We start from the raw sequence: 26914 nt of genomic DNA, 5'->3' as shown, positions 1-26914 counted from the left end.
ATCTACTCGTCCAGGATCCAGGTGTCTTTGGTGCCGCCGCCCTGGCTCGAATTCACCACCAGGGAGCCTTCCTTCAGCGCGACCCGTGTCAGGCCGCCCGGCACGATGGTGGTGCGCTTGCTGCCGGTGAGCACGAAGGGCCTGAGGTCGACGTGGCGCGGCGCAAGGCCTGACGCCGTGCAGGTCGGGCAGGTCGAGAGCGCCAGTGTCGGCTGCGCGATGAAACCTTCCGGCTCGCGCTTGAGCTTCTCGCGGAACGCTTCGATCGTGGCTTTCGTCGCGGCGGGGCCGATCAGCATGCCGTAGCCGCCGGAGCCGTGAACTTCCTTGACGACGAGCTCGCCGAGATTGTCCAGCACATAGGCGAGATCCTTCGGCTCGCGGCAGCGCCAGGTCGGCACGTTCTTTAGGATCGGCTCCTCGCCGAGATAGAATTTCACGATGTCAGGCATGTAGGAGTAGATCGCCTTGTCGTCGGCGATGCCGGTGCCGACGGCGTTGGCGAGCGTGATGTTGCCGGCCGCATAGGCCGACATCAGCCCGGGCACGCCCAGCACGGAATCGGGACGGAAGGTGAGGGGATCGAGGAAATCGTCGTCGACGCGGCGATAGATCACGTCGACCCGCTTCAGCCCTTCCGTCGTCCGCATGAACACTTCGTTGTTCTTGACGATGAGGTCGCGGCCCTCGACCAGTTCGATGCCGAGTTTGTCGGCCAGGAATGAGTGCTCGTAATAGGCCGAGTTGTAGACGCCGGGGGTGAGCAGGGCCACCGTCGGCTCGCCCGAGGCGCTTTGCGGCGCCACCGAGCGGAGCGCTGCGAGCAACTCGTCCGGATAGCGTTCGACCGGCGCCACCCTGTGGCGGGCGAACAGATCCGGGAACAGCCGCATCATGATCTCGCGGTTTTCCAGCATGTAGGAGACGCCCGAGGGGGTGCGGGCGTTGTCTTCCAGCACGATGAAGTCCTCGGCGTCGACCCGGACGATGTCGATGCCCGCGATGTGCACATACACGTCGTGCGGCACCTGCTGGCCGTTCATCTCAGGTCGGAACACCGGATTCTGGAAGATGAGGTCGTCGGGCACGATCTCGGCGCGCAGGATGTCGCGGCCGTGATAGATGTCGCGCAGGAACATGTTGAGCGCGCGCACGCGCTGCTTCAGGCCCTTCTCCAGCAGCGTCCATTCCTTGCCGGACATGATCCGTGGGATCACGTCGAACGGGATCAGGCGCTCGGTGGACTCGGCCTCGCCATAGACCGCGAAGGTGATGCCGATGCGGCGGAACAGGAGCTCGGCCTCCTGGCGGCGATATTCGAGCGCCTCGGGGGGCGTCTCCTTGAGCCAGCGCGCCAGCTCCTGATAGGCGGGGCGAAGCTCCCCGCCCGGGATGTTCATTTCATCAAACGCGACTGCCATAGATCCCGACTTGTCTCCGCAAGGCGTTGCGCCGCTGCTCAGGCCGCAAGGCCCCGGTGAAGCCGCGTCGTCCTGGCCATGCGGCAAGAGTGCATGACTTTCATGCGGTAGCAAGGGCCGGGCCAGCGCGATAAGCATGGACGGACGGCATTTGCCTGATATGGCCGGCGGCATGCCTGAAAAAATGGCTGAGGACTGCTTATTTCGGCAGCAAAACCGCGTGACTTCAACGCGTTACCTCGGCAAAGTCGGCGCCATAGGTGAGGGACTGAAGTTATGAGCGAGATCGTCACGGCGGGCATTCTGGTCATTGGGGACGAAATCCTGTCCGGCCGAACCAAGGACAAGAATATCGGCTTCATCGCCGAATACCTGACCAACATCGGCATCGACCTGAAGGAAGTCCGGGTTGTCTCCGACGACGAGCCTGACATCATCGCGGCCCTGGATTCACTGCGGCATCGCTACACCTACGTCTTCACAACCGGCGGCATCGGGCCGACCCATGACGACATCACCGCCGACAGCGTCGCCAAGGCGTTCGGCGTCGGCATCGACCACCATCCGGAGGTCGTCGCCCGTTTCCGCGAGCGCTGGAGCGAGCAGGACCTCAACGAGGCTCGCTTGCGCATGGCCCGCATCCCGGATGGCGCCGAGCTGATCCAGAGCGCGACCATCCTCGCGCCCGGCTTCAAGATCGGCAATGTCATCGTCATGGCCGGCGTGCCCTCGATCATGCAGGCGATGATGGACATCGTGGCGCCCAAGCTGAAATCCGGCGTGCGCATGCTCTCCGACACGGTGCGCGCCAACGCGCGCGAGGGCGACATCGGCAGCCCGCTGCGGGCGATCGCCGCCGCCCATCCCGACACCATTATCGGCAGCTATCCCTTCATGGACGAGGAGCAGAAGCCCAACACCAATCTGGTGGTGCGTTCGCGCGATCCCGAGAAGCTGGCGGCAGCGATGGCTGCGGTGAAGGAGATGCTGACAGGATTGAACGTCAGCCGCTAAGCCCCGGCTTGCCGGACGTTTTACGATGCAGGAGACGATGATGGCTGGTGAAGCACCGGAACTGAGCGCACAGGAGCGGGCGGGCAGGGCCTTTCCGGTCTCGTGGGACCAATTCCACCGGGATTGCCGGGCGCTGACCTGGCGGCTCAACGAGGTCGGTCCGTTCCACGCGGTGATCGCGATCACGCGCGGCGGCCTCGTGCCGGCCGCAATCGTGGCGCGCGAGCTCGGCGTGCGCGTGATCGATACGGTGTGTATCGCGAGCTACGATCACGACAAGCAGGGCGAGCTGCAGGTCCTCAAGGGCATTTCGGAGCAGGCCATGAAGCTCGGTGGAGGCACCGGCAAGGGCCTCTTGATCGTCGACGACCTCGTCGACACCGGCAAGACCGGCAGGCTGGTGCGCGAGATGCTGCCCGATGCGCATTTCGCCACCGTCTACGCCAAGCCGAAGGGCCGCCCGCTGGTCGACACCTTCATCACCGAAGTCTCCCAGGACACCTGGATATTCTTCCCCTGGGACACTGCGCTGTCCTACCACCCGCCGCTGCGCGACGGCGCGGCGTGACCAAAGGCGAATGGCGAGTAGCGAATGGCGAGTCGCAGCCCCTCCACCCGCAATTCGCCATTCGCTACTCGCCCCCTGCAAAACCGCGTCGCGCCCACTGGCGACATCATCGCCACCCCGCATCGCGGCCTCTTCACCGGCAATCGCGGCATCATCCATGATCCCGCAACGAAGACGCTGCTCAACAAGCGCTGGTCGTCGCCGGCCTGGATCACATGCCTGTGCGAATTCCGGGGTTGGCGGCGGCCGGTGATGGCGCGGCGGAGCTGGACCGAGCTGTTCTTTCTCGACGAAGCCACCGCCTTTGCCGCAGGGCACCGCCCCTGCTTCTTCTGCCGCCGTAACGATGCCAACAGCTTCCGCGCGGCCTGGGAGAAGGGCAATGGTGCAAGCAAGGTGAGCGCGAAGGCGATGGACGCCCAACTGCACCTGGAGCGTCTGGACCATGGCCGCAAGCGCCTGCACCCGCTGCCGGTGCCGCTCGCAGAATTGCCCGACGGCGCGATGCTGCAGCAGGGCGAGCAGAGCTTTCTGATAACAAAAGGCCGGTCGCTGCTATGGTCGCCAGCTGGCTATGCCCGCGCCGAGCAAGCGCTGGAGAGCGCGATGCTGCTGACGCCCCCGTCCACATTGCGAGCGCTGAGCGCCGGATATCGGCCGGCGCTGCATCCGACGGCTCTGGATTAGCAGAGCGTCCGGATCACGGCCATCACCCCAGCTTCTCGCGTGCCAGCGCCGCGCCGGCGCCGAGCGCCATCAGCTTGGCTTCGGCGATCTCGCGCCGCATCGGCGCCATGCCGCAATTGGTGGTGGCGATGAGGTTGCTCTTCGGCACGAATTTCGACACGGCCTCGATCACCTTCACGACGTCCTCGGCGGTCTCCACTGTGTCGCTGGCGACATCGATCACGCCGGCCTGCACGATCTTGTTCTTCAGGAGCGCGAGCAGGTCGAGCGGGACCTTCGAGTTGCGGCATTCGATCGCGACCTGCTGGATCGGGCTCGCATCGATCGCCGGAAAGATCTGCTCGTATTGCCGCCACTGCGTGCCGAGCGTTTCTTTCCAGTCGGTATTGGCCTTGATGCCGTAGCCGTAGCAAATGTGCACGGCGGTGGTGCAGGTCAGTCCCTGCGCGGCGCGCTCCAGCGCCTTGATGCCCCAATCATTGACCTCGTCCATGTAGACGTTGAAGGCGGGCTCGTCGAACTGCACGAGATCGACGCCGTCGGCCTGCAAGGCCTTGGCTTCCTCGTTGAGCAGCTCGGCGAAAGCAAACGCCATCTTGACGCGATCGCCATAATAGCGATCGGCGATGGTGTCGATGATGGTCATAGGGCCGGGCAGCGTGAACTTCAGTTTCTTCTTGGTGTGCGTGCGCGCCACGCGCGCCTCGAAGGCATGGACGCGATCCTTAAGACGAAGCGGCGCGACCACCTGCGGGACCATCGCCTTGTAGCGATCTTTCCGGATGCCCATCTCGACCTTGTGGGCGAAATCGATGCCGTCGATCTTCTCCAGGAAACCGTGGACGAAATGCTGACGGGCCTGCTCGCCCTCGGTGAGGATGTCGACGCCGGCGTCCTCCTGGATTTTCAGCCAGATCAGCGTCGCGTCGCGCTTGGCGCGGAGCAACTCCTCGCCTTGCGATTTCCAGGGCGCCCAGAGCATGTTGGGCTCGGCGAGCCATTCCGGCTTCGGCAAGGAGCCGGCGATCGTGGATGGAAACAGCATGGCGGCCCTCCCGGCAGGTTATGTTGCGCCCCTTCCTGCCATGTCCTAACGTCGAGGTACAGAACAACGAAAGTCGCTCTCTATTCCGGTCGCGACGACGAGAAATGCCAAGGGAATGTCAAGGGAACGCCAAGGGAAAGGTCATGATCGACCTCTATTACGCGCCGACGCCGAACGGCTGGAAAATCTCGATCATGCTGGAGGAGCTCGGGCTTCCCTATACGGTGAAGCCCATCAATATCCGCGCAGGTGAGCAGTTCAGCCCTGAGTTTCTGGCGATCTCTCCGAACAACCGCATCCCCGCGATCGTCGACCACGCACCCGCCGACGGCGGCGAGCCGTTCTCGGCCTTCGAGACCGGCGCGATCCTGATCTATCTCGCGGAAAAGACCGGCCGCTTTCTGCCGGCCGACCTGCGCGGCCGCTCTACAGCGATCCAGTGGGTGATGTGGCAGATGGCCGGCCTCGGTCCGATGCTCGGCCAGCATGGGCATTTCGCGCTCTATGCGGCGGAGAAGATTCCTTACGCGATCGAGCGCTACCGCGACGAGGCGGCCCGGCTCTATGGCGTGCTCGACCGGCAACTGGAGAAGACCGGCGCCTCTGTCGCCGGCGATTATTCCATCGCCGACATTGCCTGTTTCCCCTGGACCATGACCCACAAGGCGCAGGGCTTCACGCTCGACGACTATCCGAACGTGAAACGCTGGTATGCCGAGGTCCGCGCGAGGCCGCAGGTGCAGGCAGGGCTTGCGATCGGCAAATTCGTGAAAGAGCCGTTCGACGAGGAATCACGCAAGATCATGTTCGGGCAGAAGGCTAAGGAAGTGCTGGGACGGAAGTAGGCACCGTCATTCCGGGGCGCGACGCAGTCGCGAGCCCGGAATTCATCGGGCCGCGGAACGAGAGGCGAAATGGATTCCGGGCCTGCGCCTTTGGCGCATCCCGGAATGACAGACATGAGGAACCACCATGATCGAATTCTTCTTCGACTGCTCCAGCCCCTGGACCTATCTCGCCTTCCACAACATCCAGCCGCTCGCGAAAGAGCTCGGGGCCGAGATTGTCTGGCGGCCGATCCTCGTCGGCGGCATCTTCAACACGGTCAATCCCAGCGTCTACGCCCAGCGCGAGACGCCGGTGCCGCTGAAGGCGCGCTACATGAAGAAGGATCTGGCCGACTGGGCACGTTCCGCCGGCCTTGCGATCAAGATGCCGCCGACGGTGTTTCCGGTGAACAGCGTCAAAGCGATGCGCGGCTGCATCTGGCTCGGCAAGGACATGGTGCCGTTCGCAACCGCCTTGTTCGAGACCTATTGGGGTGACGACCAAGACATCTCGCAGGACGCGGTGCTTGCCGACATCTGCAAAAAGGTTGGCGTTGACGAGTCAAAATTCTTCGCGGGCATCTCGGAGCAGGGGATCAAGGATCAGCTCAAGGCGAATACGGAAGAGGTCGTCGCCCGCGGCGGCTTCGGCTCACCGACGATCTTCGTGAATAAGACCGACATGTATTTCGGCAATGACCGCCTGCCGCTGATCCGCGAGGCGCTTCTGCGCAGCAAGGCGAGCGCGGCCTGATGGTGCGCGCCGTCGTCTGCCGCTCGCTCGGCGAGCCCGAAAAATTGCGGCTCGAGGAGTTTCCGTCGCGCCCCCTGAATCCGGGCGAGGTGCGCGTTGCGATCCGCGCCGCCGGGCTGAATTTCCCTGACGTGCTGATGGCGGCCGGTGAGTACCAGCTCAAGCCGGAGCTGCCGTTCACGCCCGGCATGGAAGCCGCCGGCGACGTGACCGAGATCGGCGCCGAGGTGAAAGGCGTTGTCATCGGCGACAAGGTCATCGTGAAGATGCGCCACGGCGCGTTTACTGATGAAGCGGTGGTGACACCTGCGCAACTGACGCCGATGCCGTCGACATTCGACTACGCGGAGGCCGCGACCTACCTCGCCGGTCATGGCACGGCCTATCATGCGCTGATCGATCGCGGCCGGGTCGAACCGGGCGAGGTGCTGCTGGTGCACGGCGCAGGCGGCGGCACGGGATTGGCCGCCGTCGAGATCGGCAAGATGCTGGGCGCCATCGTGATCGCGACCGCGTCCAGCGACGAGAAGCTCGCCATAGCGCAATCGCGCGGCGCCGATCATCTCGTCCGCTACGACCGCGAACCGTTTCGCGATGCCGTCAAGCGCATCACAGATGGTCGCGGCGCGGACGTCGTGTTCGATCCCGTCGGCGGCCAGGTGTTTGAAGATTCGATGCGCTGCATCGCCTGGGGCGCGCGACTGCTGGTGATTGGCTTCACCGGCGGCATCGGTTCGGCCAGGACCAACCTCCTGCTGATCAAAGGCGCCAGCGTGCTCGGCGTGCGCGCCGGCGAAGCGGTCCGAAAGAACCCTGCGCTCGGGCAGGTGCGCCTGAAGGCGCTGCTGCAATGGGCGGAGCAGGGCAAGCTGCGCCCCAACATCTCACACCGCGTGCCGCTGCAGGACTATGCGAAGGCAATGCGGCTCCTGATCGACCGCAAGGCGATCGGGCGAGTGGCGCTGACGATGGACTGTTCGGTGCCGATGAACCCGTAGGGCGGGTTAGCGAAGCGTAACCCGCCGTTCTGCCTCAAGAGAAGAGGCGGGTTACGCCTTCGGCTAACCCGCCTACGAACTTATTTGTACTCCCGCTCGGTCCACCACGGGAAATAGTCCGGCATGTCGGTCGAGACCTTGTTCTTGAACTGCGCCGGACGCTTCTCCAAAAACGACACCACGCCTTCCTTCACGTCGTCCGAGCGGCCGCGGGCATAGATGCCCCGGCTGTCGACCTTGTGGGCTTCCATGGGATCGTCGGCGCCCATCATGCGCCACATCATCTGGCGGATCAGCGCCACCGAGACCGGCGCTGTCTTCGCGGCAAATTCCTTGGCGAGCGCGCGAGCCGTCGGCAGCAGATCATCTGGCGCGACGACCTTGCTGACGAGACGGCCGGCGAGGGCTTCCTGGGCCGGGAAGACGCGGCCCGAATAGCACCATTCCAGCGCCTGGGAGATCCCGACGATGCGCGGCAGGAACCAGCTCGAAGCCGCCTCCGGCACGATGCCGCGCTGGGAGAACACGAAGCCGAACCGCGCAGCGTCGGAGGCAATACGGATGTCCATCGCGAGCTGCATGGTGACGCCGATGCCGACCGCGGGACCATTCACCGCGGCGATCACCGGTTTCAGGCATTTGAAGATGCGCAAGGTCACCTGGCCGCCGCCGTCGCGCACCTGCGGATCGCTGTAGTCGACCTCGCCGTCGGCGAAGCGCTTCACGGGCCCGCGCCGCGCGTCGCGATCGAAGGTGTCGGCGCCGGAAGAGAGATCGGCGCCCGCGCAAAAGCCGCGGCCGGCGCCTGTGACGATGATGGCGCGGACGTTGTCGTCCTTGTCGGCGGCGTCGAACGCGTCGATCAACTCGGCTTGCATCTGCGCGTTGAAGGCGTTGAGCTTGTCGGGCCGGTTCAGCGTGATGGTGAGGATCTGCTCGGCGACCTCGTATTTGATCGTCTCATACGCCATGGTGGTTTCCTTCCCGGTTTCTTTATCGGTCTCTCTAGCACGCCATTTCGCGGCGCGCGAAGCGCGAGCTACGGCGCAATTGCGCACGTCAGAATCCATCAATCGGCACCAGTAGTGCCGATGAATGGATTCCGGGCTTGCGCCAAGTGGGCGCAACCCGAAATGACAGAGTGCGGCTACTTCGCCGGCGGCTTGGGCCACGGCCGCTGCGGGCCGCGCAGGGCCTCGAACGCCTTGGCCATGCCGAGCACGCCGATATCGTCGAAGCGCCGGCCGACGATCTGCACGCCGATGGGAAAGCCCTGGGCGTCGAAGCCACCGTTGACGGAGATCGCAGGGTTCTCCGACATATTCCACGGCACGGTATAGCAGATGTGCTCGAATGGCCTCATCGGATCGTTGGTCGGCGAAGCCCATTCCGCCGCATAGTTCACGTTCGGCGCGGTCGGCGAGATCACATAGTCGAGCTCGCAGAACAGTTTTCCGGCCGCGGCCCGGATCGCCATGGTCTGATTGAAGCCGCGGATCACGTCGACGCCCGAGAGCTTCGCACCGGACTCGCCCCATCTGAAGATGTAGGGCAGCACCTTGGCCTGCTCGGCCGGCGTCAGCTTCGCCAGATCGTCCCACATCCTTGCACGCCAGAAATTGTCGAGACCGTCGAGCATCTCGGGCGTGAGGATGCCGTCGACCTCGGTGACGACGCTGCCTGCGGATTCGAACGCCTTTGCGGCCTTCACCGCGACGTCGCGGACCGCTCGTTCTGCCGGCAGGCCGACGCCGGCATCGAGCATCAATCCGATGCGCAGTTTTCGCGGAGATTTTTCGAGACCCTTCCAGTTGAGCGGCTCGGCGGGCAGGCTCATCCCGTCGCGCCGGTCGGGCTTTGCGATCACGCTCATCATCAGCGCGCAATCGTCGACCGTGCGGGTCATGGGCCCGGCGACGCGCCCGACATAGGTGGGATCGATCGGCACGCGGCCGAAGCTCGGCTTCAGGCCGACGAGCCCGCACCAGCCCGCGGGCAGGCGCACTGAGCCGCCGATATCGGTGCCGAGATGCAACGGGCCATAGCCGGCCGCCGCTGCAGCCCCTGCGCCCGCGCTGGAGCCGCCGGGATTCTTGGTGAGGTCCCACGGGTTGCGCGCCAGCGCGTGGAAGCTGGAGAGTCCGGAGGACAGCATGCCGTAATCGGGCATGGTGGTCTTGGCGAAAATGATCGCGCCGGCCTCGCGCAGCCGCGCGGCGGGCGGGGCGTCCTTCTCGGCCGGAACGAGCTTGACGCTGGCCGCGCCCAGCGGCACCGGCACGCCCTTGGTCGCGATGTTGTCCTTCACCGTGACGGGCACGCCGTCGAGCGCGCCGGATGGCTCGCCGCCGCTCCAGCGCGCGGTCGAGGCCTTGGCGGCTTCGCGCGCGCTGTCGGGATCGAACGCATAGAGCGCCTTCAGATGCGGTTCCCATGCCGCGACATGCGCGAGCAGATCCTCCAGCACCTCGCTCGGCGAGAATTGCTTGGCGCGATAGCCCGCGATCAGATCGACCGCGGACAGATCGTGCAGCGAGGTGACCGCATCCTCGACGCTCTTTTTATGCATGAGCACCTACCGGCATGCGGGTCTCGATGATGCGGGCGAACATGCTGGCGCCGATCGGCAGGATCTTGTCGTCGAGCACGAAGCCGGGATTGTGCACCGGCACCGAGCCGTCATGGCCGACCCAGAAATAGGCACCGGGAATCGTCTCCAGCATGTCGGCGAAATCCTCGCTGCCCATCTTGGGCTGGGCGCGGGTGATCACCTTGGCGGGGTCGACGATGGTGCGTGCGACCTCCTCGACCACCTTGGACTGTTCGACCTGGTTGACCAGCACGCCGAAGGTGTCGCGGATGTCGACGTCGATCACGCATTGGTAGGCGCTTGCGATGCCGGCGCAGATCGTGCGGATGCGTTCGCTGACCAGGCTGCGGACCTCCTTCGAGAAGGTGCGGATGGTGCCGCAGAGATGCGCATCGCCCGGAATGACGTTGTAGGCTGAGCCCGCGTGGATCTGGGTAATCGACACCACCGCGGCCTGCAGCGGCTCGACGTTGCGGCTGACGATGGTCTGGATCGCCTGCGCCAGCGTGGTCGCGATAATCACCGCGTCCTTGGAGCGCTCGGGCATCGCGCCATGCGCGCCGTAGCCGGTGATGCGCAGGTCGAAGAAGTCGGCGCTGGCCATCGCGGGGCCGGGCAGGATCGCGATCTCGCCGTGATCGAGATCCGGCGCGTTGTGCAGGCCGTAGAGCTCGTCGCAGGGAAACTTCTCGAACAGGCCGTCCTTGATCATCGCGCGGGCGCCGCCGAGCCCTTCCTCGGCCGGCTGGAAGATCAGGTGCACGGTGCCGTCGAAATTCCGGGTCTCGGCGAGATAGCGGGCGGTGCCGAGCAGCATGGTGGTGTGGCCGTCATGGCCGCAGCCGTGGAAGCGGCCGGGGATCTTCGAGCTCCATTTCAGATTGGTGTTCTCTTCCATCGGCAGCGCGTCCATGTCGGCGCGCAGGCCGATGCGCTTGCTGCCCGTGCCCTTGCCCTTGATGACGCCGATCACGCCGGTGCCGCCGAGACCGCGATGCACCTCGATGCCCCAGCTCTTCAACTTGTCGGCGACGATGCCGGAGGTGCGCACTTCCTCGAAGCCGATCTCGGGATGGGCGTGGAGGTCGCGTCTGATAGCGGTGAGTTCGTCGGCATAGCCGTCGATGCGCTCAAGTGTGGGCATGGGTCCTGTCCGGTTAGCGTGAGGGAGGATTGAAAACGGGGCCGTTCGGCTTGATGCGGATGCCCGGCCGCAGGCGCGTCCAGGGCAGGGAAGCGGTGTCGGCCGGCATCGCGCCGGGGGCGGCGCAGATCATCAGGCTCGCAGCGATCGGCTCGAAATCGGCACGGAAGTGCACCGAGCTCTTGTTGACCAGGATCTTCTCCTGCGTCGGCTCGATGCCGACATAGCGATACATCGCCTGGTCGGCGAGCTGGGCCTTATGCGAGGAGACGACGACGCGGACGTCGCCGATGCGCAAGGCTGCTGAGGGGCCCATCTCCATCTCGCGGCCGCCATAATAGGGGCCGGGCGCGATAAAGCGGCCGTCGGACAATTGCTCGACGACGAAGGTCTCGGTGTAGGGCGCGTCACCGGGAATGCCGGACTTGCCGCCGAGCGAAAGCGTGACGGTGGCGCCGACGCCGGCCGCATGCGCGGCCTTCGCGGATTCCGGATCGTAGATCGCCCCGGTCGCCGCGCTCGCTCTGTTGCGCACCAGTGCGCGCAGCATGCCTGTGGTGTCGGAATCGCCGCCGGCGCCGGGATTGTCCTGGGTGTCGGCGATGATGATCGGCTTGCTCGCGCTCTTCGCAAGCTCCATGGCGTGGCGCACGCCGTCGTCGGGCGACCAGATCTTGCCGTCGAAATCGTCCTCGTGGCTTTCGACCAGCTTCAGAAGCGCGTCCGCCGCGCGGTCGGCGTCGCCCTGCGTCCTGCCATAGGCAAACACGCTCGGCCCGCAATCGCGGAAGTCGGCGGCTGGAAAGCCGGGCGCGAAGGAGAGCGTCGGAACCGCATCGGTCTCCAAGGCGGCGAGCCTTTCGTAGATGCCCTTGGTAGGGAAGTCATTGGTGCATTGCCAGCTGATCGCAATCAGGAACGGCAATTGCCGGAACGACTTTGCAAAGCGCTGCCTGGTCTTCAGCAGCAGCGCCAGATGCCGCGCGCAGGCGCGGCCGGTGTCGGCCATGTCGATGTGCGGATAGGTGCGATAGGCGATCAGCGCGTCCGCGTGTTCCATCATCTCGGGCGTGACGTTGGCGTGCAGGTCGAGGCTGGCGACCAGCGGAACGTCCTTGCCGATGACACGGCGCACGCGCGCCAGGATCTCGCCTTCGCCGTCGTCGAGATGCTCGGTCACCATCGCGCCGTGCAGATCGAGATAGACCGCGTCGATCGGGCCGGCGGCCTTGATGCCGTCGATCATCACCTTCACGATGCGCTCGAAGGCGTCCTTGGTGACATGCGCGGAGGGGCTCGCAGCGGCAGCAATCGTCGGGATGAGTTCCCAGCCGTTGGCTTCGGCGCTGTCGACGAAGCCGGCAAGGCCGACATTGATGCCCCGCATCACCTTCAGCACGTCGGCGCCTTCCGTCATCGCCGGCCAGCCCCCGCCATGCTGGAAATCGGCGAAGGTCGCCTTGGTGGGAGCAAAGGTGTTGGTTTCGTGCAGGAAGCCGCCGACGGCGATACGTGTCATCAATTCAAGTCCAGCATTGGAAAGTGCGCGAAATTAGCCTTGGCTTTGCGCGGAGAGCAAGGTGAGAGGCCATCGCGCCGCGCATGGCCTCAAGCTGTTTTGGGAATGCTGCGTCTCACACTTCGCCGTCATTCCGGAGCGCGCCACCTGGCGCGAGCCCGGAATCCATCTTGCGACAGAGTCTGAGGCCCGATGGATTCTCTGGTGCGCCATTACGCACCATAACTCGTCGCTTCGCGATGCCCCGGAAATGACCAGGGGAGAGTTGACTTAGGCGCTTGCCCCGACGCCTTCCGACACCGGCCGGAAGTTCGCAAAGTCCCAGTTACGCCCCGGCGCGGCGTCCAGCAGCGCCTTGGTGTAGGCCTGCTTCGGATGCGTCAGCACCTCGGCGGCGGGGCCCTGTTCGACGACGCGGCCGTGCTGCATCACCACGACCTCGTCGCAGATTTGCGCCGCGACGCGCAGATCGTGGGTGATGAACAGGATGGCGATGCCGAGCCGCTGCTGGATCTCGTCGAGCAGTTCCAGCACCTGCGCCTGCACGGAGACGTCGAGCGCGGAGACCGCCTCGTCCGCGACCAGCACGTCCGGATCGAGCGCGAGCGCGCGCGCAATGGCGATGCGCTGACGCTGGCCGCCCGAGAACTGGTGCGGATAGCGCGACACCGCGTCGGCGGGCAGGCCGACCAGTTCGAGCAACTCGCGAGCGCGTTTTATCGCCTCAGCGTGCGCGACGCCGTAATTGATCGGGCCTTCCGCAATACTCTCGCCGACGGTGACGCGCGGATTGAGCGAGCGGTAGGGATCCTGGAACACGATCTGGATCTTCTGTCGGTGCGGCTGCAGCAGACGCCGCGAGATGTCGGCGATCTCGCGCCCGGCAAGGCGCACGCCGCCGGAGGTCGGATCGATCAGGCGCACGATGCAGCGCGCCACAGTCGACTTGCCGGAGCCGCTTTCGCCGACGATGCCGAGCGTGCGGCCTTTGCGCAGCGTCAGCGTCACCTTGTCGGCGGCGACGACCTCGCGGCCTTTGCCGAAGAAGGCGCGCTCCTTGTAGACCTTGCTGAGCTCGTTGGCCTCGAGCACGATCGGCTCGCGGCTTTCCTCGCGCGGCGCCCGCGGCACCAGGCTCGGGACCGAGGCCAGCAGGTTGCGGGTATAGTCCATGGTGGGATTGCGCAGCACGGTTTCGAGCGGGCCGGTTTCGACCAGCCGGCCCTGCCGCATCACCGCCACGCGGTCGGCGATCTCGGCCACCACGCCCATGTCGTGGGTGATGAACAGCACGGCTGTGCCGTGATCGCGCTGCAGCTCGCGGATCAGCAACAGGATCTGCTTCTGTGTGGTGACGTCGAGCGCGGTGGTCGGTTCGTCCGCGATCAGCAGCTTCGGCTCCAGCACGAGGGCCATCGCGATCATGATGCGCTGGCGCTGGCCGCCGGAGAGCCGGTGCGGGTAGGAGGCGAAGATGCGCTCGACCTGGGGCAGGTGGACCTGCTCCATCATGTCGAGGATGCGCTTCTTGCGCGCCCGGGCGTCGAGGCTGGTATGCGCGCGCAAGACTTCGTCGATCTGGCGTCCGACCGGAACCACCGGGTTGAGCGCAGTCATCGGCTCCTGGAAGATCATCGCCATCTTGGTCGCGCGCAATTGGCGGAGGCGGCGGTCGGTCGCCGTGAGGATCTCCTCGCCGACCAGCTTGACGCTGCCGGCGGTAGGAACCAGCGTGCCCTTCGGCAACAGGCCCATCGTGGTGAGCGAGGTCACCGACTTGCCTGAGCCGCTTTCGCCGACGAGACACAGCGTCTCGCGCTCGCGGACCTGGATCGAGATGCCGTCGATGATCTTCGGCCCATTCGGCTTCTTGCCGATGGAGACGACGAGGTTGTTGATGTCGAGGATGGTGTCGGTCACGTCAAATCTCTCCGTCATTCCGGGGCGCGACAAGGTCGCCAGCCCTGGTGCGCAATTGCGCACCTGGGAATCCATCGGGCCGCAGCACATGTGGTGAAATGGATTCCGGGTTCGCGCCAAGAGCCGCGGCCCGGAATGACAACGTCAATTGCTTCACTTCCCCTCCCGCTGCTTCATGCGCGGATCGAGGGCGTCGCGGGCGGCGTCGCCGATGAGGTTGATGCTGAGGATGGCGATCGAGAGCAGCAGGCCGGGCCAGAAGATCAGCGACGGCTTGATCTGGAAGTACTGGCGGCCCTCGGCCATGATGTTGCCCCAGGTCGGCGTCTCCGGCGAGATGCCGGCGCCGAGGAAGGATAGGATGGCCTCGGTGAGGATGGCGCTGGCGCAGATATAGGTGCCCTGGACAATCAGCGGCGCCACCGTGTTCGGCATCAGGTGCCGCAACATGATCTTCGGCAGGGACGAGCCGACCGAGATCGCCGCCTCGACATAAGGCTCCTCGCGCGCCGACAGCACGACGGAGCGTACCAGGCGCGCCACGCGCGGAATCTCGGGGATGGTGATCGCGATCAGCACGGTCCAGAGGCTGGCCCCGGACAGCGACACCACGGCGATCGCGAGCAGGATGCTCGGCATCGCCATCAGGCCGTCCATGACGCGCATCAGCACGGCATCGACCAGCTTGAAGAAGCCGGAGACGAGACCGATCGCGAGCCCGATGACGATCGACAGGATGGCTGAGCCGATGCCGATCAGCAGCGAGATGCGGCCGCCATAGAGCACGCGCGACGCCAGGTCACGGCCATAGGCGTCGGTGCCGAGCAGGAATTGTGCGGATGACGGCTTGAGCCGCTGCGACGGCGCGAGCTGGATCGGATCATGCGGCGCGATCAGCGGCGCGAGGATCGAGATCAGGATGATCAGCGCGAGCAGGACCGTTGCGGTGGCGATGATGGGCGTCGAGGTGAGGAAGCCGAAGCGCGGCCGCAGCGGCGACGTGATCGGAATGGACGACTGGGGAAGGGTATCGACCGACATGTTTGTCCTTGTCCTTGCCTCAGTACCGGATCCGGGGATCGAGCAGGGTGTAGGCGACGTCGATGAGAAGATTGACGACGACGTAGATCAGCGAAGTCAACAGGATCATCGCCTGGATCACGGGATAGTCGCGCGCCAGCACCGCATCCACGGTGAGGCGGCCGATGCCGGGGATGTTGAACACGCTCTCGGTGACGACGACGCCCGAGATCAGCAGCGCAAAGCCGGTACCGATCACCGTGATCACGGGAACGGCAGCGTTGCGCAGCGCATGCCGCATCATCACGGCGACCTCGTTGATGCCTTTCGCACGCGCCGTTCGCACGTAATCCTCACCCAGAACGTCGAGCATCGCCGCGCGCGTCATGCGCGCAATCAGCGCGATGTAGATGAAGGAGAGCGCGCAGGTCGGCAGGATCATGCGCTCGAAGAAAGGTCCGAATCCGGCACTGATGCTCTTGAACCCCTGCACCGGAACCCAGCGCAGCTCGATCGCGAAGACCTGGATCAGGATGTAGCCGACCACGAACACCGGCACCGAAAAGCCGAGCACCGACAGCCCCATCACGAAGCGGTCGATCCAGGTGCCGTGCTTCCACGCCGCGATCACGCCCAGGGGAACCGCGACGATCACGGCGAGGATGATGGTCGACAGCGCGATCGAGATCGACGGCTCGACGCGCTGGCCGATCATCTTCATGACGGGCAGGTTGGAGATCAGCGAAGTCCCGAGATCGCCGTGCAGCAGCTTGTTCACCCAGGTGATGAACTGCACGATCAGGGGCTCGTTGAGGCCCAGCGACGTGCGGATGCGCTCCAGCCGCTCGGGCGTCGCATTGTCGCCGGCCAGAATTGCGGCGGGATCGCCCGGCGTGAGGCGGAGCAGAAGGAAGACGAACAGCGCGACGACGCCCATCACGGGCACGGCGGCGAAGATTCGGCGAAGGAGATATCCGAGCAAGTTGGATCCGTCTGATTAGAGTCAAATCGCGGCAGCGATTACGGTGTTCTGCCACCAGCCTAACATTTCAGCAATTCCCGTGCCATCAGGGCCACAGTTATTGCAGTGCGGTCAATCGTTTCGGGAGGGGCGTCTTTCCCTATGGCGAGCTGTCATTCCGGGGCGCGTCGAAGGCGCGAACCCGGAATCTCGAGATTCCGGCTGCACAAGCGCGCACCATAGGTCGACGCGTCGCGCCGCCCCGGAATGACCGGCTCAAAAATCACTCCAGCGTCGCCAGCAGCCCCGCCATCAGGCGGCCGCGCTCAACGAGACTCTCGACTTCGATATACTCCTCCAGCGTGTGGCCGTTGGCTCCGCGCACGCCCAGGCCGTCGAGGGTGGGAATTCCCATCGCTCCGGTGAAGTTGCCGTCGGAGCCGCCGCCGGAGCTCGCATGCGGTAATTCCGCGCCGAGAGATTTGGCGATGCCGCGCGCCTTCTCATACAGCGCCATCGTGCCCGCGTCCGGCTCCCACACAGGACGCGTCACGCCGCGCGTCACCTTGAAGGCGACGTCGTTGGTCGTGCCCGACAGCGCCAGCATCCGCTCGACGCCGCGGTCGAGATCGGCCTGCCGCTTGGCCATGGAGAGCGCTTCGCCGGTGGCGGTCGTGGCAACGCAATTGACCCATTGCCCGCCATGCACGACGCCGACCGAGAAGGTGCAGTCCTCGCTCGTCATCGCATCGATTGCGAGGATCTGCCGCGCCATCTCGCGGATCGCCGAGCGTCCCGCCGACAACGTCGCGCCGGCATGACTCGGCCGGCCCGTCGCCTCGAGATTGAAACGTGCGATGGCATAACGTCCGGTGGTGACGCCGTTGTCGGCACGGCCGGGCTCGGGCACCAGCACGTATTTGTTGCGTGCGGCCTCCGCTTCGATGATGTCGCGTGTCGAGGGCGTGCCGACTTCCTCGTCCGGCGTGAACAGCACGGTGATCGGCAGCGGCGTGGTGAAGGATGCGCGCGCCAGCTGCCGGATCGCTTCCAGCGAGAGGTAGTTGCCGCCCTTCATGTCGTAGATGCCGGGACCGTAGCATCTGTTGCCCTCGCGCCGCCATTTCAGCTTCTCGATGGTGCCGACCGGGTGGACGGTATCCATATGGCCGGCGATCAGGATGCCGGGCTCGCCCTGCTTCGGATGCGGAAAGCGCGCGCGGATCACGCCGCCGAAGCCCTGCCGGCCGGCGATGCGCTCGATCGTCGCACCCATGATCGCCATATCCCGCGCTGCGATATCGAGCATCCGGTTGACGGCATCTGCATCCCAGGTCGGGCTCTCGCATTCCACCCAGGTGCGCAGGCCTTCGAGCATGGCCTCGGAATCGAAGGGAAGATTGGCTGGATTCATCTGAATGTCTCTCAGGCTTCGAAAGATGGAACGCGCATTGCATCGCCGCGGGGACGAGACGAGCGGACAGTGTTGTAGAGCCAAACCGATCCTTGTAGAGCCCGTGGCCGCGCCGCCATGGCTTGCAGCGAAACCGGATTGACGCGCTGGGCACTGTCTGCAAGTCTCGAAAGATAAAGGCATTGTATGGGGTTAGTTCGCCCAAAGAACGAACCACATGCTCAATCAATAACCCGCCTTTGAACAGTTTCACGTCAGGAGAAACTTTTTATGTTGCACTTCATGCGCCGGGGGCCTCGCGCGTTCGCCTCCAAACTTGCGCTGTCTGTCGTCGCGCTTTCGACGGCGCTGGCTTCGCCGGTGCTCGCAGCCGGCAAGACCATCACGGCGGTGATGCATTCCGATCTGCGCATCATCGACCCGATCTTCACCACGGCCTACATCACGCGTGACCACGGCTACATGGTCTACGACACGCTGGTGGCTCCTGATTCGACCTTCAAGATCCAGCCGCAGATGGCGGATTGGAAGATCTCCGACGACAAGCTCACCTACACCTTCACGCTGCGCGACGGCCTGAAATGGCATGACGGCGCACCGGTGACGGCGGAAGACTGCGTCGCTTCGCTGAAGCGCTGGGCCGCGGTCGACGGCATGGGCCAGAAGCTCATGGACTTCACCGCGAGCATCGAGGCGACCGACGCCAAGACCATCACGTTGAAGCTGAAGGAGCCCTACGGCCTCGTGCTAGACTCCATCGGCAAGCCGTCCTCCCGCGTCGCCTTCATGATGCCGAAGCGTCTCGCCGAGACGCCGGCGGACAAGCAGATCCCCGAGCAGATCGGATCGGGTCCCTTCAAGTTCGTGGCGTCGGAATTCCAGCCCGGCGTGAAGGCCGTCTACGTCAAGAACACCGACTACGTGCCGCGCAAGGAGCCGGCGAGCTGGACCTCCGGCGGCAAGGTGGCGAAGGTCGACCGCGTCGAATGGATCACCATGCCGGACTCGCAGACGGCGGTGAACGCGCTGCAGTCGGGCGACATCGATTTCATGGAGAACCTGCCCTACGACATGCTGCCGGTGCTTGAAGCGAACAAGGAGATCACGATCGAGGTCTCAAACAAGTTCGGCTTCCAGACCCTCGGCCGCATGAACTTCCTCTATCCGCCGTTCGACAACGTGAAGGTGCGCCGCGCCGCTCTTCTGGCGATGAACCAGAAGGACGTGCTCGACGCGCTGATCGGCAACGCCAAGTACCAGAAGATCTGCGGTGCCTTCTTCGTGTGCGACACGCCGCTGGCAACCGAGGTCGGCGGCGAAACCCTGGTGAAGGGTAACGGCATGGCCGAAGCCAAGAAGGCGCTCGCCGAGTCTGGCTACGACGGCACTCCCGTCGTGATCATGGCACCCGGCGACGTCACGACCCTGAAGGCCCAGCCGATCGTCGCGGCCCAGCTGCTGCGTGAGGCCGGCTTCAAGGTCGACCTGCAGGCGACCGACTGGCAGACCGTGGTGAGCCGCAGAGCCAGCCAGAAGCCGCCGAAGGAAGGCGGCTGGAACATGTTCTTCACCAACTGGGTCGCGGCCGACGTCTCCAACCCGATCGCCAATCTCTCGATCGGCGGCCAGGGCAAGAAGGGCGGCTGGTTCGGCTGGGCGGAAGACCCCAAGATCGAGCAGCTCAAGGACGCCTTCGTCCGCGCGCCCTCGCTTGACGAGCAGAAGAAGATCGCTGCCGACATCCAGAAGGAAGCCTACGAGCAGGTGATCTACATCCCGCTCGGGCAATACCTGCTGCCGAGCGGCTGGCGCAAATCGCTGACCGGCGTGCTCGACGGTCCCGCAACGCCGCTGTTCTGGAACGTCGACAAGTCGGAGTAGGGCCTAGTCCAGTGAGGAAGGCGCCTCGCGCGCCTTTCACGCCGAACGTTACGCGGCGCCGCTGACATCAGCGGCGCCGCGCGCCAACCGCTCGCCAGGAGAACGTCAATGTTCCAACTCATGCGTCGGGGGCGTCTTTCGTTCGCCTCCAAACTTGCGCTGTCGGTCTTATCGCTCTCAGTCTTGGCACTTTCGGCATTGGCCTCTCCGGTGCTTGCCGCGGGCAAGACCATCACCGCGGTGATGCATTCGGATCTGCGTATCCTCGATCCGATCTTCACCAGCGCCTATATCTCGCGTGACCATGGCTACATGGTCTACGACACGCTCATCGCGACGGATTCGAATTTCAAGATCCAGCCGCAGATGGCGGACTGGAAGATCTCCGACGACAAGCTGACCTACACCTTCACGCTGCGCGACGGCCTGAAGTGGCATGACGGGACGCCGGTGACGGCCGAAGACTGCGTCGCCTCGCTGAAGCGTTGGGCTCAAGTCGACGGGATGGGGCAGCAGATGATGCTGTTCACCGCGAGCATCGAGGCGACCGACGCCAAGACCATCACGCTGAAGCTGAAGGAGCCTTACGCGCTCGTTCTGGAATCGATCGGTAAGCCGTCCTCGCGGGTCGCTTTCATGATGCCGAAGCGTCTCGCCGAGACGACGGTGGACAAGCAGATCCCCGAACAGATCGGCTCCGGCCCCTTCAAGTTCGTGCAGAGCGAATTCCAGCCGGGGGTGAAGTCGGTCTATGTCAAGAATACCGACTACGTGCCGCGCAAGGAGCCGGCGAGCTGGACCGCCGGCGGCAAGGTGGTGAAGGTCGACCGCGTCGAATGGATCACGATGCCGGACTCGCAGACGGCGCTGAACGCGCTGCAGTCTGGCGACATCGATTTCATGGAATACCCCGCAATCGACATGTTGCCCGTCATCGAAGCCGACAAGGAGCTCAAGCTCGAGATCCTCAACAAGTTCGGCTTCCAGACGGGCGCGCGGATGAACTTCCTTCATCCGCCATTCGACAACGTCAAGATCCGCCGCGCGGCATTCCTGGCGATCAAGCAGAAGGACGTGCTCGACGCGCTGATCGGCAATTCCAAGTACTACAAGACCTGCGCCGCGGCCTTCATCTGCGACACGCCGTTTGCGACCGAGGTTGGCGGTGAGACCCTGGCGAAGGGCGGCGACATCGCCGCGGCCAAAAAGGCGCTCGCCGAGTCCGGCTATGACGGCACGCCCGTCGTCCTCATGGCTCCGGGCGACGTGCTGTTGTTGAAGGCCCAGCCGATCGTTGTGGCCCAGCAACTGCGCGCGGCCGGCTTCAATATCGACCTGCAGGCCACCGACTGGCAGACGGTGGTGAGCCGGCGCGCCAGCCAGAAGCCGCCGAAGGAGGGCGGCTGGAACATGTTCATCACCAATTGGGTCAGCGCCGACGTGGACAATCCGATCACCAACGTCGCGGTCGGCGGGCAGGGCAAGAAGGGCGGCTGGTTCGGCTGGGCGGAGGATGCCAAGATCGAGCAGCTCAAGGACGCCTTCGTTCGTGCCGCCTCGCTCGACGAGCGCAAGAAGATCGCGGCCGAGATCCAGAAAGAGGCCTACGATCAAGTGCTCTACATGCCGCTCGGCCAGTATCAGGCGCCAAGCGCCTGGCGCAAGTCGCTGACCGGCGTGCTCGACGGCCCGGCTACGCCGGTGTTCTGGAATATCGACAAATCGGAGTGAGGGGAGGCGATTCTCCCGCCTTCGCTGTCTTAGCCAAACGGCGCCGCTGTCATCAGCGGCGCCGTTGTCTTGTGCCGCTCCTGCGCCGGCCGGTAAGGCGTGAGGCTTTTAACTCTTCCAGTTTTCAATCATTGCTATTTGTTTCAATCCTGAAATAGATGCGCCGTCCTCCCGCATCACTTTCCTTGTCCCATTTGATTCCCGTGCCGATTGATTTTGCACTCCAGGCGATGGCCGAACGGTCCGATCGCGCGCCTTCGCGCTGGCGACGGCCTTTCCTGCATTGGCTCGATGGCGTCGAGGCGGGCTGGGCCGTTCCGCTTCTCGTCGGCTGCTTCGTCGCGGTCTGGACGCTCTATCTGGCGATCGCCTATGCCGGCGGCGGCGTGCACCCTGACACGCTCGAGGCCTGGACGCTGGGGCGACATTTTGCCTGGGGCTATCCAAAGCATCCACCGCTGATGGGGTGGGTCGCGGCGGCATGGACCTCGGTCTTTCCACCCAGCGACTGGTCAATGCAATTGATGGCGATGGCCAATGCCGGGCTTGCGCTGCTCTTCGTCGACCGGATCTCGCGGCAGTTCGTCACCGGGCACAAGCGCGTCCTGGTGCTACTGCTCCTGATGCTGACGCCCGCCTATCAATTCCACGCCCAGCGTTTCAACGCCAATGCCGTGCTACTCGCGACCTGGCCGCTGGCGACCTGGTGCTTCCTGCGCGCATTCGAGACGCGCGCGGTGCTGTGGGCGGTCGCGGTGGGGTGCACGACAGCCCTGGCGATGGTCGGCAAATATTATTCGATCTTTCTCGTCACGAGCTTCGCGTTTGCCGCGCTGGCGCACCCGGCGCGGCGGGCCTATTTCACCTCCGCTTCGCCCTGGATCTCGGTCGTCGTCGGGCTCGCGGCGCTGTCGCCTCACATCTATTGGCTTGCGACCACGGGTGCGTCGACCTTCACCTACGCGCTGGCGCACGCAGGCGGAAACGCTGCGACCTCGCTCGGTGAGGTGAGAAGCTTCCTGCTGGGGCTGGTGGCCGCGATGAGCATCTCGGCCGCGCTCTGGGTGCTCGTCGCAGGAACGCGCTTGCGGCATTTTCCGGCCGACTTCGCGGCGATGAGCCCGGGCCTGCGGCTTCTGTTCTACGTCACGATCGGCACGATCGTGCTGCCGGCCACGACGTCGCTCGTGATGGGCACTGATCTGCCCTCGCTCTGGGCGTTGCAGGGGCTGTTCCTGTTCGCGGTTCTCGTGGTCTGCGGTACCAGCTATTCGATCGAGCGCTTCTACACCGTCAACCTTACGGTGATCGTGGCCGGCGTCGGGCTCGCGGCGGTCTTGATTGCCGCGCCGATCCATGCCGTCTACCGCACGATCACGGCTACGAGGAGGGCCGCAATCTCTACGCCCAGGCGGCCGGCGAAGTGACGAGCGCGTGGTGGGACCTCACGGGCCAGCCTCTGAGCGCCGTGAGCGGCGATGGTTCGCTGGCTTTCGCCACGGCGTTTTACGGCCCGGACCATCCGTATCATGCGAGTCCGTTCGAGTACGAACCCGGGTGGGGCTTGCCGCGCAGGACGCTCGATCGTGGCTGGGCCGCGCTGTGTTTCCGCGATCAGGAGCCTTGCATCCGATGGATGGAATGGGTGTCCCCCCAAATCGGACATTTCGCCAGGCGTGAGTTCACCGTGCAGGCCACGCTGTGGGGGCGGCCCGGTCTTTCGCGGGACGTGGTTGTGATGATGGTGCGGCCGCGGGGAATGCGGACGATTCCCAAGAGCACTGCGGATGATTTCAGCGCCAGCCGGCGCGCGACCGAGTAGACGTCGCGCTCAGCAATGGCTGTCGCGCAACTGCTCGAGGCCCTCGCTCGCAAAGGGCGTCGTCAGCGCAGTCTGGCCGGTGCCAGGCTCGGAACCCTCCGCCGTTTGCGGTTCGGCATCGGCGTGATCTTCGCGGGGTTCCAGTTCCATCGCAGCGGCCTTTCGAAATTGCTGCACGACAACATCGAGGGCGCCGGGATGTTCCTTATCCGATCGGGCGATGATGCGGCTTGAACAGCCGACCCTTCTCGACCACCAGCACGATCGCGAGCGCGGCGAGGGTCGACAGGAAGAAGCCGACCGAGAACGGCAGCAGCGTGCCGTCGAAGCTCTGTCCGATCGCCATGCCGACCACGATTCCGATCAGCGTCGTGATCGAGCCATAGAGCGAGGAGGCGGTGCCGGCGATGTGGCCCTGCGGCTCCATGGCGAGCGCCGTGAAGTTCGCCACCATCATGCCGAACGAGAACATCATCAGGGCGGAGAGCACCATGAACAGGCTCAGCGGCAGCACGCCGAGCATTTCCGTCAGCAGCATCACGCCGGCCACGACCGTGTAGAGCGTCAGCGCGCCGTGCGAGATCACGCGCATCCCGAGCCGCCCGACCAGCCGCGCATTGAGGAAGCCGGCGACGGCGGTGCCGGCGGCAATCGCGGCGAAAGCGAGCGGGAAGTAATGGCCGAGGTGATAGATGCCGGTGAAGACCTGCTGGGCGCAGAACACATAGGCGAACAGCGCGCCGATGACGCTGCCGGCCGCGGTGGCATAGCCGATGGTCTGGCGATTGGTCACGGTCTGCCGGAACGCTGCGAGCACGTCGGCAGGCGCCAGCGACCGGCGTCCTGATTCGGGGAGGGTTTCAGGCAGCCGCAGCACGCACCATGCGAGCGCGAGCAGGCCGTAAAGCATCAGCACCACGAAGATGCCGCGCCACGCCGTCACCAGCAGCACCGCCTGTCCGAACGAGGGCGCGATCACGGGCACCGCGATGAACACCATCATGGCGAGCGACATCACGCTCGCCATGCGGCGGCCGACATAGCAGTCGCGCACGATCGAGGTCGCGATCACGCGCGTCGCCGAGGTGCCGAGGCCCTGCAGCGCACGCGCCAGCAGCAGCGTCTCGAACGAGGGCGCTGCGACCGCCAGCACGCTCGCCACCGCGTAGACCGCCATGCCGCCGAGCAGCACCGGCCGGCGGCCGAAGCGGTCCGACAGCGGCCCCATGACGAACTGGCCGGCGCCGAATCCGATCAGGAAGGTCGACAGCACCAGTTGGAGATGGTTGGCGACGGGAATATTGAACGCCGACCCGATATTGGGCAGCGCCGGCAGCATCATGTCCATCGCAAGCGGATTCAGCGCCATGATGGACGCGATCACGATGACGAATTCCGGAAAACCCATCGGACGGTGTCCCGTGGACACCCAAGAATCAGCATTGACGTCGGACAAGCAGCTCACCTCTGAAATCGAGCGGCTTTATCGGTCTTTCATGCTGCGTTGCACAACCCATGTTTCGGGATGGCTGGCAGGCGGGGCGGAGGCGAACAAGAATTGGTGAGGCGCCGGCTCCCCGTGCCGGACGGAGCGCGGCCCACCAGAAACTGCCGCCCATGCCCGTCGCACCCTGATCTTACCGGGAAGCGGCGTCTTGCCTTGTGTAGAGGCTGACATACCCGCCGGTATATTCCTCTTTCCAGCCCCGCTCGCCGACCAGGAAGTGCCGCAGCTGGTCATGTGCCCTGATCCAGAGCACCGCGTCGATCTTGTACTTGCTGAGCACCTTGTCCCAGGTCGCCGCGTCGATGTCCCGCCGGACCAGCTTGAGATAGTCCCGCAGCAGCTCGTCGGGATAGGCGGTCGCCGCCCGGCCGTCGACGAAGAGGGGCACTGAGCCCTGCGTTCTGAAGATCAGGAGCCCGCCGACGTTCCAGTGGTTCAGCAGATGCCCGCGCGAGGTGTGCGCCTGGAGATAGCGGGCATCCGCGTCCGAGAGCATGTCGGGCAATGCCAGCGCCGGTCTCACCTGCATGAACGTGAATGGCAGCAACAAGACGCCGACGAGGCCGGCCGCCAGCATCGCGCGTCGGATCTCGAAGCTGCGGCGCTTCGGCAGCAGCCGGTCGATGTGAAGCGCCATCGGCACGCTCGAGAAGATGAAGAAGAACGCGGTGTATCTGAACTGATAGAGACCCAGAAACAGGAAGAGCCACGCCAGCACGCGGGCCTCGAGGGGAACGCGCGTGGCGCTGCGGTCTCGCAGCTCCAGGGCAACGAATGTCAGCGCATAGGCGATGCCGGGAAGGCTGCCCGGCAGCTCCACATTGTGAAAATAGGATCGCCATTCGCTGATATCGGCCTGGACGAAATGCCCGAGCGTCGCCGTCACGCCGTCATAGACATGCCATCCCAGGGGATTGACGAAGATCGCGATGAGGCACCCGACGCCCGCCAGGCAATAGTTGCGAAGGCCTGTCCAGTCCCGCCGCAGCAAGGCGGCGCCACAGAAGACCCCGAGAATCGGAAAGGCGAGCACGAAGCCGCCATGCAGATTGACCCAGGCGATCATCATCGGCGGCAACAGGAACCAACGCCGCCGCATGCATTCGCCGTAAAAGACCACGGCGAACAACATGGTCGCGATGTTCGGCGATGCCGCCAGATACATGTTGGGCGAGGCTTCGTAGCAGGGGTAGAGCAGGCACGCGGCGAACACAGCGATGCAAACCGCCGGCGCGGACGCGCCGCTGCTCAAGCCGCAAAAGGCGAGGTAGCCGGCAATGACCGCGCCGCAGGCGACGACCATGAGGACGATGCCGGCGAAGCCGGCCTGCTGATACAGCGCGCTGGCCATCACGTCCCAGAGCCAGGACAGATTGTACCATTGCTTGTCGCCGGCGGTGAACGACCACGGATCCTGGAAGGGCACTTCGCCGCGTTGCCTGATCAGGTCTCCGGCGGCGAGGTGCCAGCCGAGATCATAATGGCCGAGCAGCAGCGGTCCGTTCGACAGGTAAAATACCGAGAGGAAGGCGATCAGGAAGACGTAGACCTCGACCCCGTGCAGGGAAGGCGCGGACGCCGCTTGCGATCCGCTCATCCTGGACCGGGACCAATCCTCGCGCGCGTCCATCGGAGCTCTCACCATCGAAGCCAGCCGCTCCAGGCCTTTGTCCCTGGGTCTGCATCGACGGGGCAGACATCGCCCGCTTTAGGGGAAGACGATCTAAAGTGGAGTAAAGGCCAGGGGCGCCGCTCGGGTTTCCCACGCGGAAGGGATGCTTGGTAAACGAACGATTGCGTGCGCGGCGCGCGTCATGGCTACAGTCCCGCTTGCGGAGGCGGCGGTGCGAGCATCTCGCTGGTGCGGGCAGCCGGGGTCGAACCGGCACAGCGCTTGCGCACCGAGGGATTTTAAGTCCCTTGCGTCTACCAATTCCGCCATGCCCGCTTGATCCAACGAGATCAAACACTTAAGTCCAGCTCCGGCCGTCTGGAATTGGCGCTTTGCGTGACCGGGGGACGGTTCTTCCTTAAGCGAGCCGGGCGCACAAGGCAAAGCCTCAATCCGGACATCTGGTGCTGCTTTAGGCA

General features: G+C 64.7%; 21 protein-coding genes, 1 tRNA gene and 1 pseudogene. 10 read left to right on the top strand and 13 right to left on the bottom strand.

The window, feature by feature from the left end; translation table 11 throughout:
• Positions 1 to 2: 2 nt before the first annotated feature.
• Positions 3 to 1421, bottom strand: coding sequence for a circularly permuted type 2 ATP-grasp protein (locus ML401_RS22270; protein ID WP_285806929.1), 1419 nt, complete (start codon positions 1419 to 1421; stop codon positions 3 to 5).
• A 276-nt stretch (positions 1422 to 1697) separates the two neighbouring features.
• Here ML401_RS22270 and ML401_RS22265 point away from each other — a divergent pair, with 276 nt between their 5' ends.
• From ML401_RS22265 to ML401_RS22255, 3 genes are read left to right on the top strand one after another with little or no spacing between them, the layout of a single operon-like run.
• Complete coding sequence (locus tag ML401_RS22265; RefSeq protein ID WP_285806928.1) at positions 1698 to 2435, top strand: molybdopterin-binding protein; 738 nt, start codon at positions 1698 to 1700, stop codon at positions 2433 to 2435.
• Positions 2436 to 2475: 40 nt separating this feature from the next.
• Positions 2476 to 3003, top strand: a complete 528-nt coding sequence (gene gpt, locus ML401_RS22260; RefSeq protein ID WP_063195254.1) for a xanthine phosphoribosyltransferase — start codon at positions 2476 to 2478, stop codon at positions 3001 to 3003.
• Positions 3004 to 3027: 24 nt separating this feature from the next.
• Positions 3028 to 3690 carry a hypothetical protein gene (locus ML401_RS22255; RefSeq protein WP_285806927.1) on the top strand — a complete coding sequence of 221 codons (663 nt, stop codon included), beginning with the start codon at positions 3028 to 3030 and terminating at the stop codon, positions 3688 to 3690.
• A gap of 22 nt (positions 3691 to 3712) precedes the next feature.
• On the opposite strand, the gene ML401_RS22250 is transcribed toward ML401_RS22255, so the two are convergent.
• Positions 3713 to 4735 (bottom strand): methionine synthase, encoded by a 1023-nt coding sequence (locus ML401_RS22250; RefSeq protein ID WP_285806926.1) that lies wholly within the window; start codon positions 4733 to 4735, stop codon positions 3713 to 3715.
• 143 nt (positions 4736 to 4878) lie between these two features.
• On the opposite strand from ML401_RS22250, the gene ML401_RS22245 reads away from it, so the two are divergent.
• The 3 genes from ML401_RS22245 (at position 4879) to ML401_RS22235 (ending at position 7314) form a co-directional block, all read left to right on the top strand.
• Complete coding sequence (locus ML401_RS22245) at positions 4879 to 5580, top strand: glutathione S-transferase N-terminal domain-containing protein (RefSeq protein WP_285806925.1); 702 nt, start codon at positions 4879 to 4881, stop codon at positions 5578 to 5580.
• 127 nt (positions 5581 to 5707) lie between these two features.
• Entirely contained in the window at positions 5708 to 6316 is a 609-nt protein-coding gene (locus ML401_RS22240; protein ID WP_211419038.1) for a 2-hydroxychromene-2-carboxylate isomerase, read from the top strand.
• Complete coding sequence (locus tag ML401_RS22235) at positions 6316 to 7314, top strand: NADPH:quinone oxidoreductase family protein (RefSeq protein WP_285806924.1); 999 nt, start codon at positions 6316 to 6318, stop codon at positions 7312 to 7314. Before ML401_RS22240 ends, ML401_RS22235 begins: the two co-directional genes overlap by 1 nt.
• An 80-nt stretch (positions 7315 to 7394) precedes the next feature.
• Here the strand turns inward: ML401_RS22235 and ML401_RS22230 are convergent, their stop codons facing one another.
• The 8 genes from ML401_RS22230 to ML401_RS22195 form a co-directional block, all read right to left on the bottom strand.
• A complete protein-coding gene (locus ML401_RS22230; protein WP_285806923.1) occupies positions 7395 to 8285 on the bottom strand; it encodes a crotonase/enoyl-CoA hydratase family protein in 891 nt (296 codons plus the stop codon).
• A 176-nt stretch (positions 8286 to 8461) separates the two neighbouring features.
• Entirely contained in the window at positions 8462 to 9883 is a 1422-nt protein-coding gene (locus tag ML401_RS22225; RefSeq protein ID WP_285806922.1) for an amidase, read from the bottom strand.
• Positions 9876 to 11048, bottom strand: a complete 1173-nt coding sequence (locus ML401_RS22220) for a M20 aminoacylase family protein (protein ID WP_211419042.1) — start codon at positions 11046 to 11048, stop codon at positions 9876 to 9878. Before ML401_RS22220 ends, ML401_RS22225 begins: the two co-directional genes overlap by 8 nt.
• 13 nt (positions 11049 to 11061) lie before the next feature.
• A complete protein-coding gene (locus ML401_RS22215; RefSeq protein ID WP_285806921.1) occupies positions 11062 to 12567 on the bottom strand; it encodes a M81 family metallopeptidase in 1506 nt (501 codons plus the stop codon).
• Positions 12568 to 12837: 270 nt separating this feature from the next.
• Positions 12838 to 14487: an ABC transporter ATP-binding protein gene (locus ML401_RS22210; protein WP_285806920.1), complete on the bottom strand. Its 1650-nt coding sequence runs from the start codon at positions 14485 to 14487 to the stop codon at positions 12838 to 12840.
• 153 nt (positions 14488 to 14640) lie between these two features.
• Positions 14641 to 15528 carry an ABC transporter permease gene (locus ML401_RS22205; RefSeq protein ID WP_194403028.1) on the bottom strand — a complete coding sequence of 296 codons (888 nt, stop codon included), beginning with the start codon at positions 15526 to 15528 and terminating at the stop codon, positions 14641 to 14643.
• Positions 15529 to 15547: 19 nt separating this feature from the next.
• The gene (locus tag ML401_RS22200; RefSeq protein WP_194403027.1) at positions 15548 to 16489 is read right to left on the bottom strand and encodes an ABC transporter permease; all 942 of its coding nucleotides are present in this window, start codon (positions 16487 to 16489) and stop codon (positions 15548 to 15550) included.
• A 262-nt stretch (positions 16490 to 16751) separates the two neighbouring features.
• The gene (locus ML401_RS22195) at positions 16752 to 17882 is read right to left on the bottom strand and encodes a M20/M25/M40 family metallo-hydrolase (protein WP_194403026.1); all 1131 of its coding nucleotides are present in this window, start codon (positions 17880 to 17882) and stop codon (positions 16752 to 16754) included.
• A gap of 270 nt (positions 17883 to 18152) precedes the next feature.
• Here ML401_RS22195 and ML401_RS22190 point away from each other — a divergent pair, with 270 nt between their 5' ends.
• The 4 genes and pseudogenes from ML401_RS22190 (at position 18153) to ML401_RS22175 (ending at position 23550) form a co-directional block, all read left to right on the top strand.
• Complete coding sequence (locus tag ML401_RS22190; RefSeq protein ID WP_194403025.1) at positions 18153 to 19763, top strand: ABC transporter substrate-binding protein; 1611 nt, start codon at positions 18153 to 18155, stop codon at positions 19761 to 19763.
• Between the two features lie 108 nt (positions 19764 to 19871).
• The gene (locus ML401_RS22185) at positions 19872 to 21494 is read left to right on the top strand and encodes an ABC transporter substrate-binding protein (RefSeq protein ID WP_285806919.1); all 1623 of its coding nucleotides are present in this window, start codon (positions 19872 to 19874) and stop codon (positions 21492 to 21494) included.
• A 230-nt stretch (positions 21495 to 21724) separates the two neighbouring features.
• Positions 21725 to 23316 (top strand): annotated as a pseudogene (locus tag ML401_RS22180) (glycosyltransferase family 39 protein).
• Between the two features lie 15 nt (positions 23317 to 23331).
• A complete protein-coding gene (locus tag ML401_RS22175) occupies positions 23332 to 23550 on the top strand; it encodes a hypothetical protein (RefSeq protein ID WP_285806918.1) in 219 nt (72 codons plus the stop codon).
• Here ML401_RS22175 and ML401_RS22170 read toward each other — a convergent pair.
• From ML401_RS22170 to ML401_RS22160, 3 genes are all read right to left on the bottom strand, one after another.
• Positions 23522 to 24772 carry a multidrug effflux MFS transporter gene (locus tag ML401_RS22170; RefSeq protein WP_285806917.1) on the bottom strand — a complete coding sequence of 417 codons (1251 nt, stop codon included), beginning with the start codon at positions 24770 to 24772 and terminating at the stop codon, positions 23522 to 23524. The genes ML401_RS22175 and ML401_RS22170 overlap by 29 nt on opposite strands.
• Positions 24773 to 24953: 181 nt before the next feature.
• Positions 24954 to 26420 (bottom strand): hypothetical protein, encoded by a 1467-nt coding sequence (locus tag ML401_RS22165; RefSeq protein WP_285806916.1) that lies wholly within the window; start codon positions 26418 to 26420, stop codon positions 24954 to 24956.
• Between the two features lie 262 nt (positions 26421 to 26682).
• Positions 26683 to 26771: transfer RNA gene (locus ML401_RS22160), tRNA-Leu, on the bottom strand.
• Positions 26772 to 26914: the final 143 nt, after the last annotated feature.

Origin of the sequence: Bradyrhizobium sp. 62B (assembly GCF_030272265.2) — a bacterium.
Lineage (GTDB): Bacteria > Pseudomonadota > Alphaproteobacteria > Rhizobiales > Xanthobacteraceae > Bradyrhizobium.
This window is presented reverse-complemented; position numbering and strand designations above follow the sequence as displayed.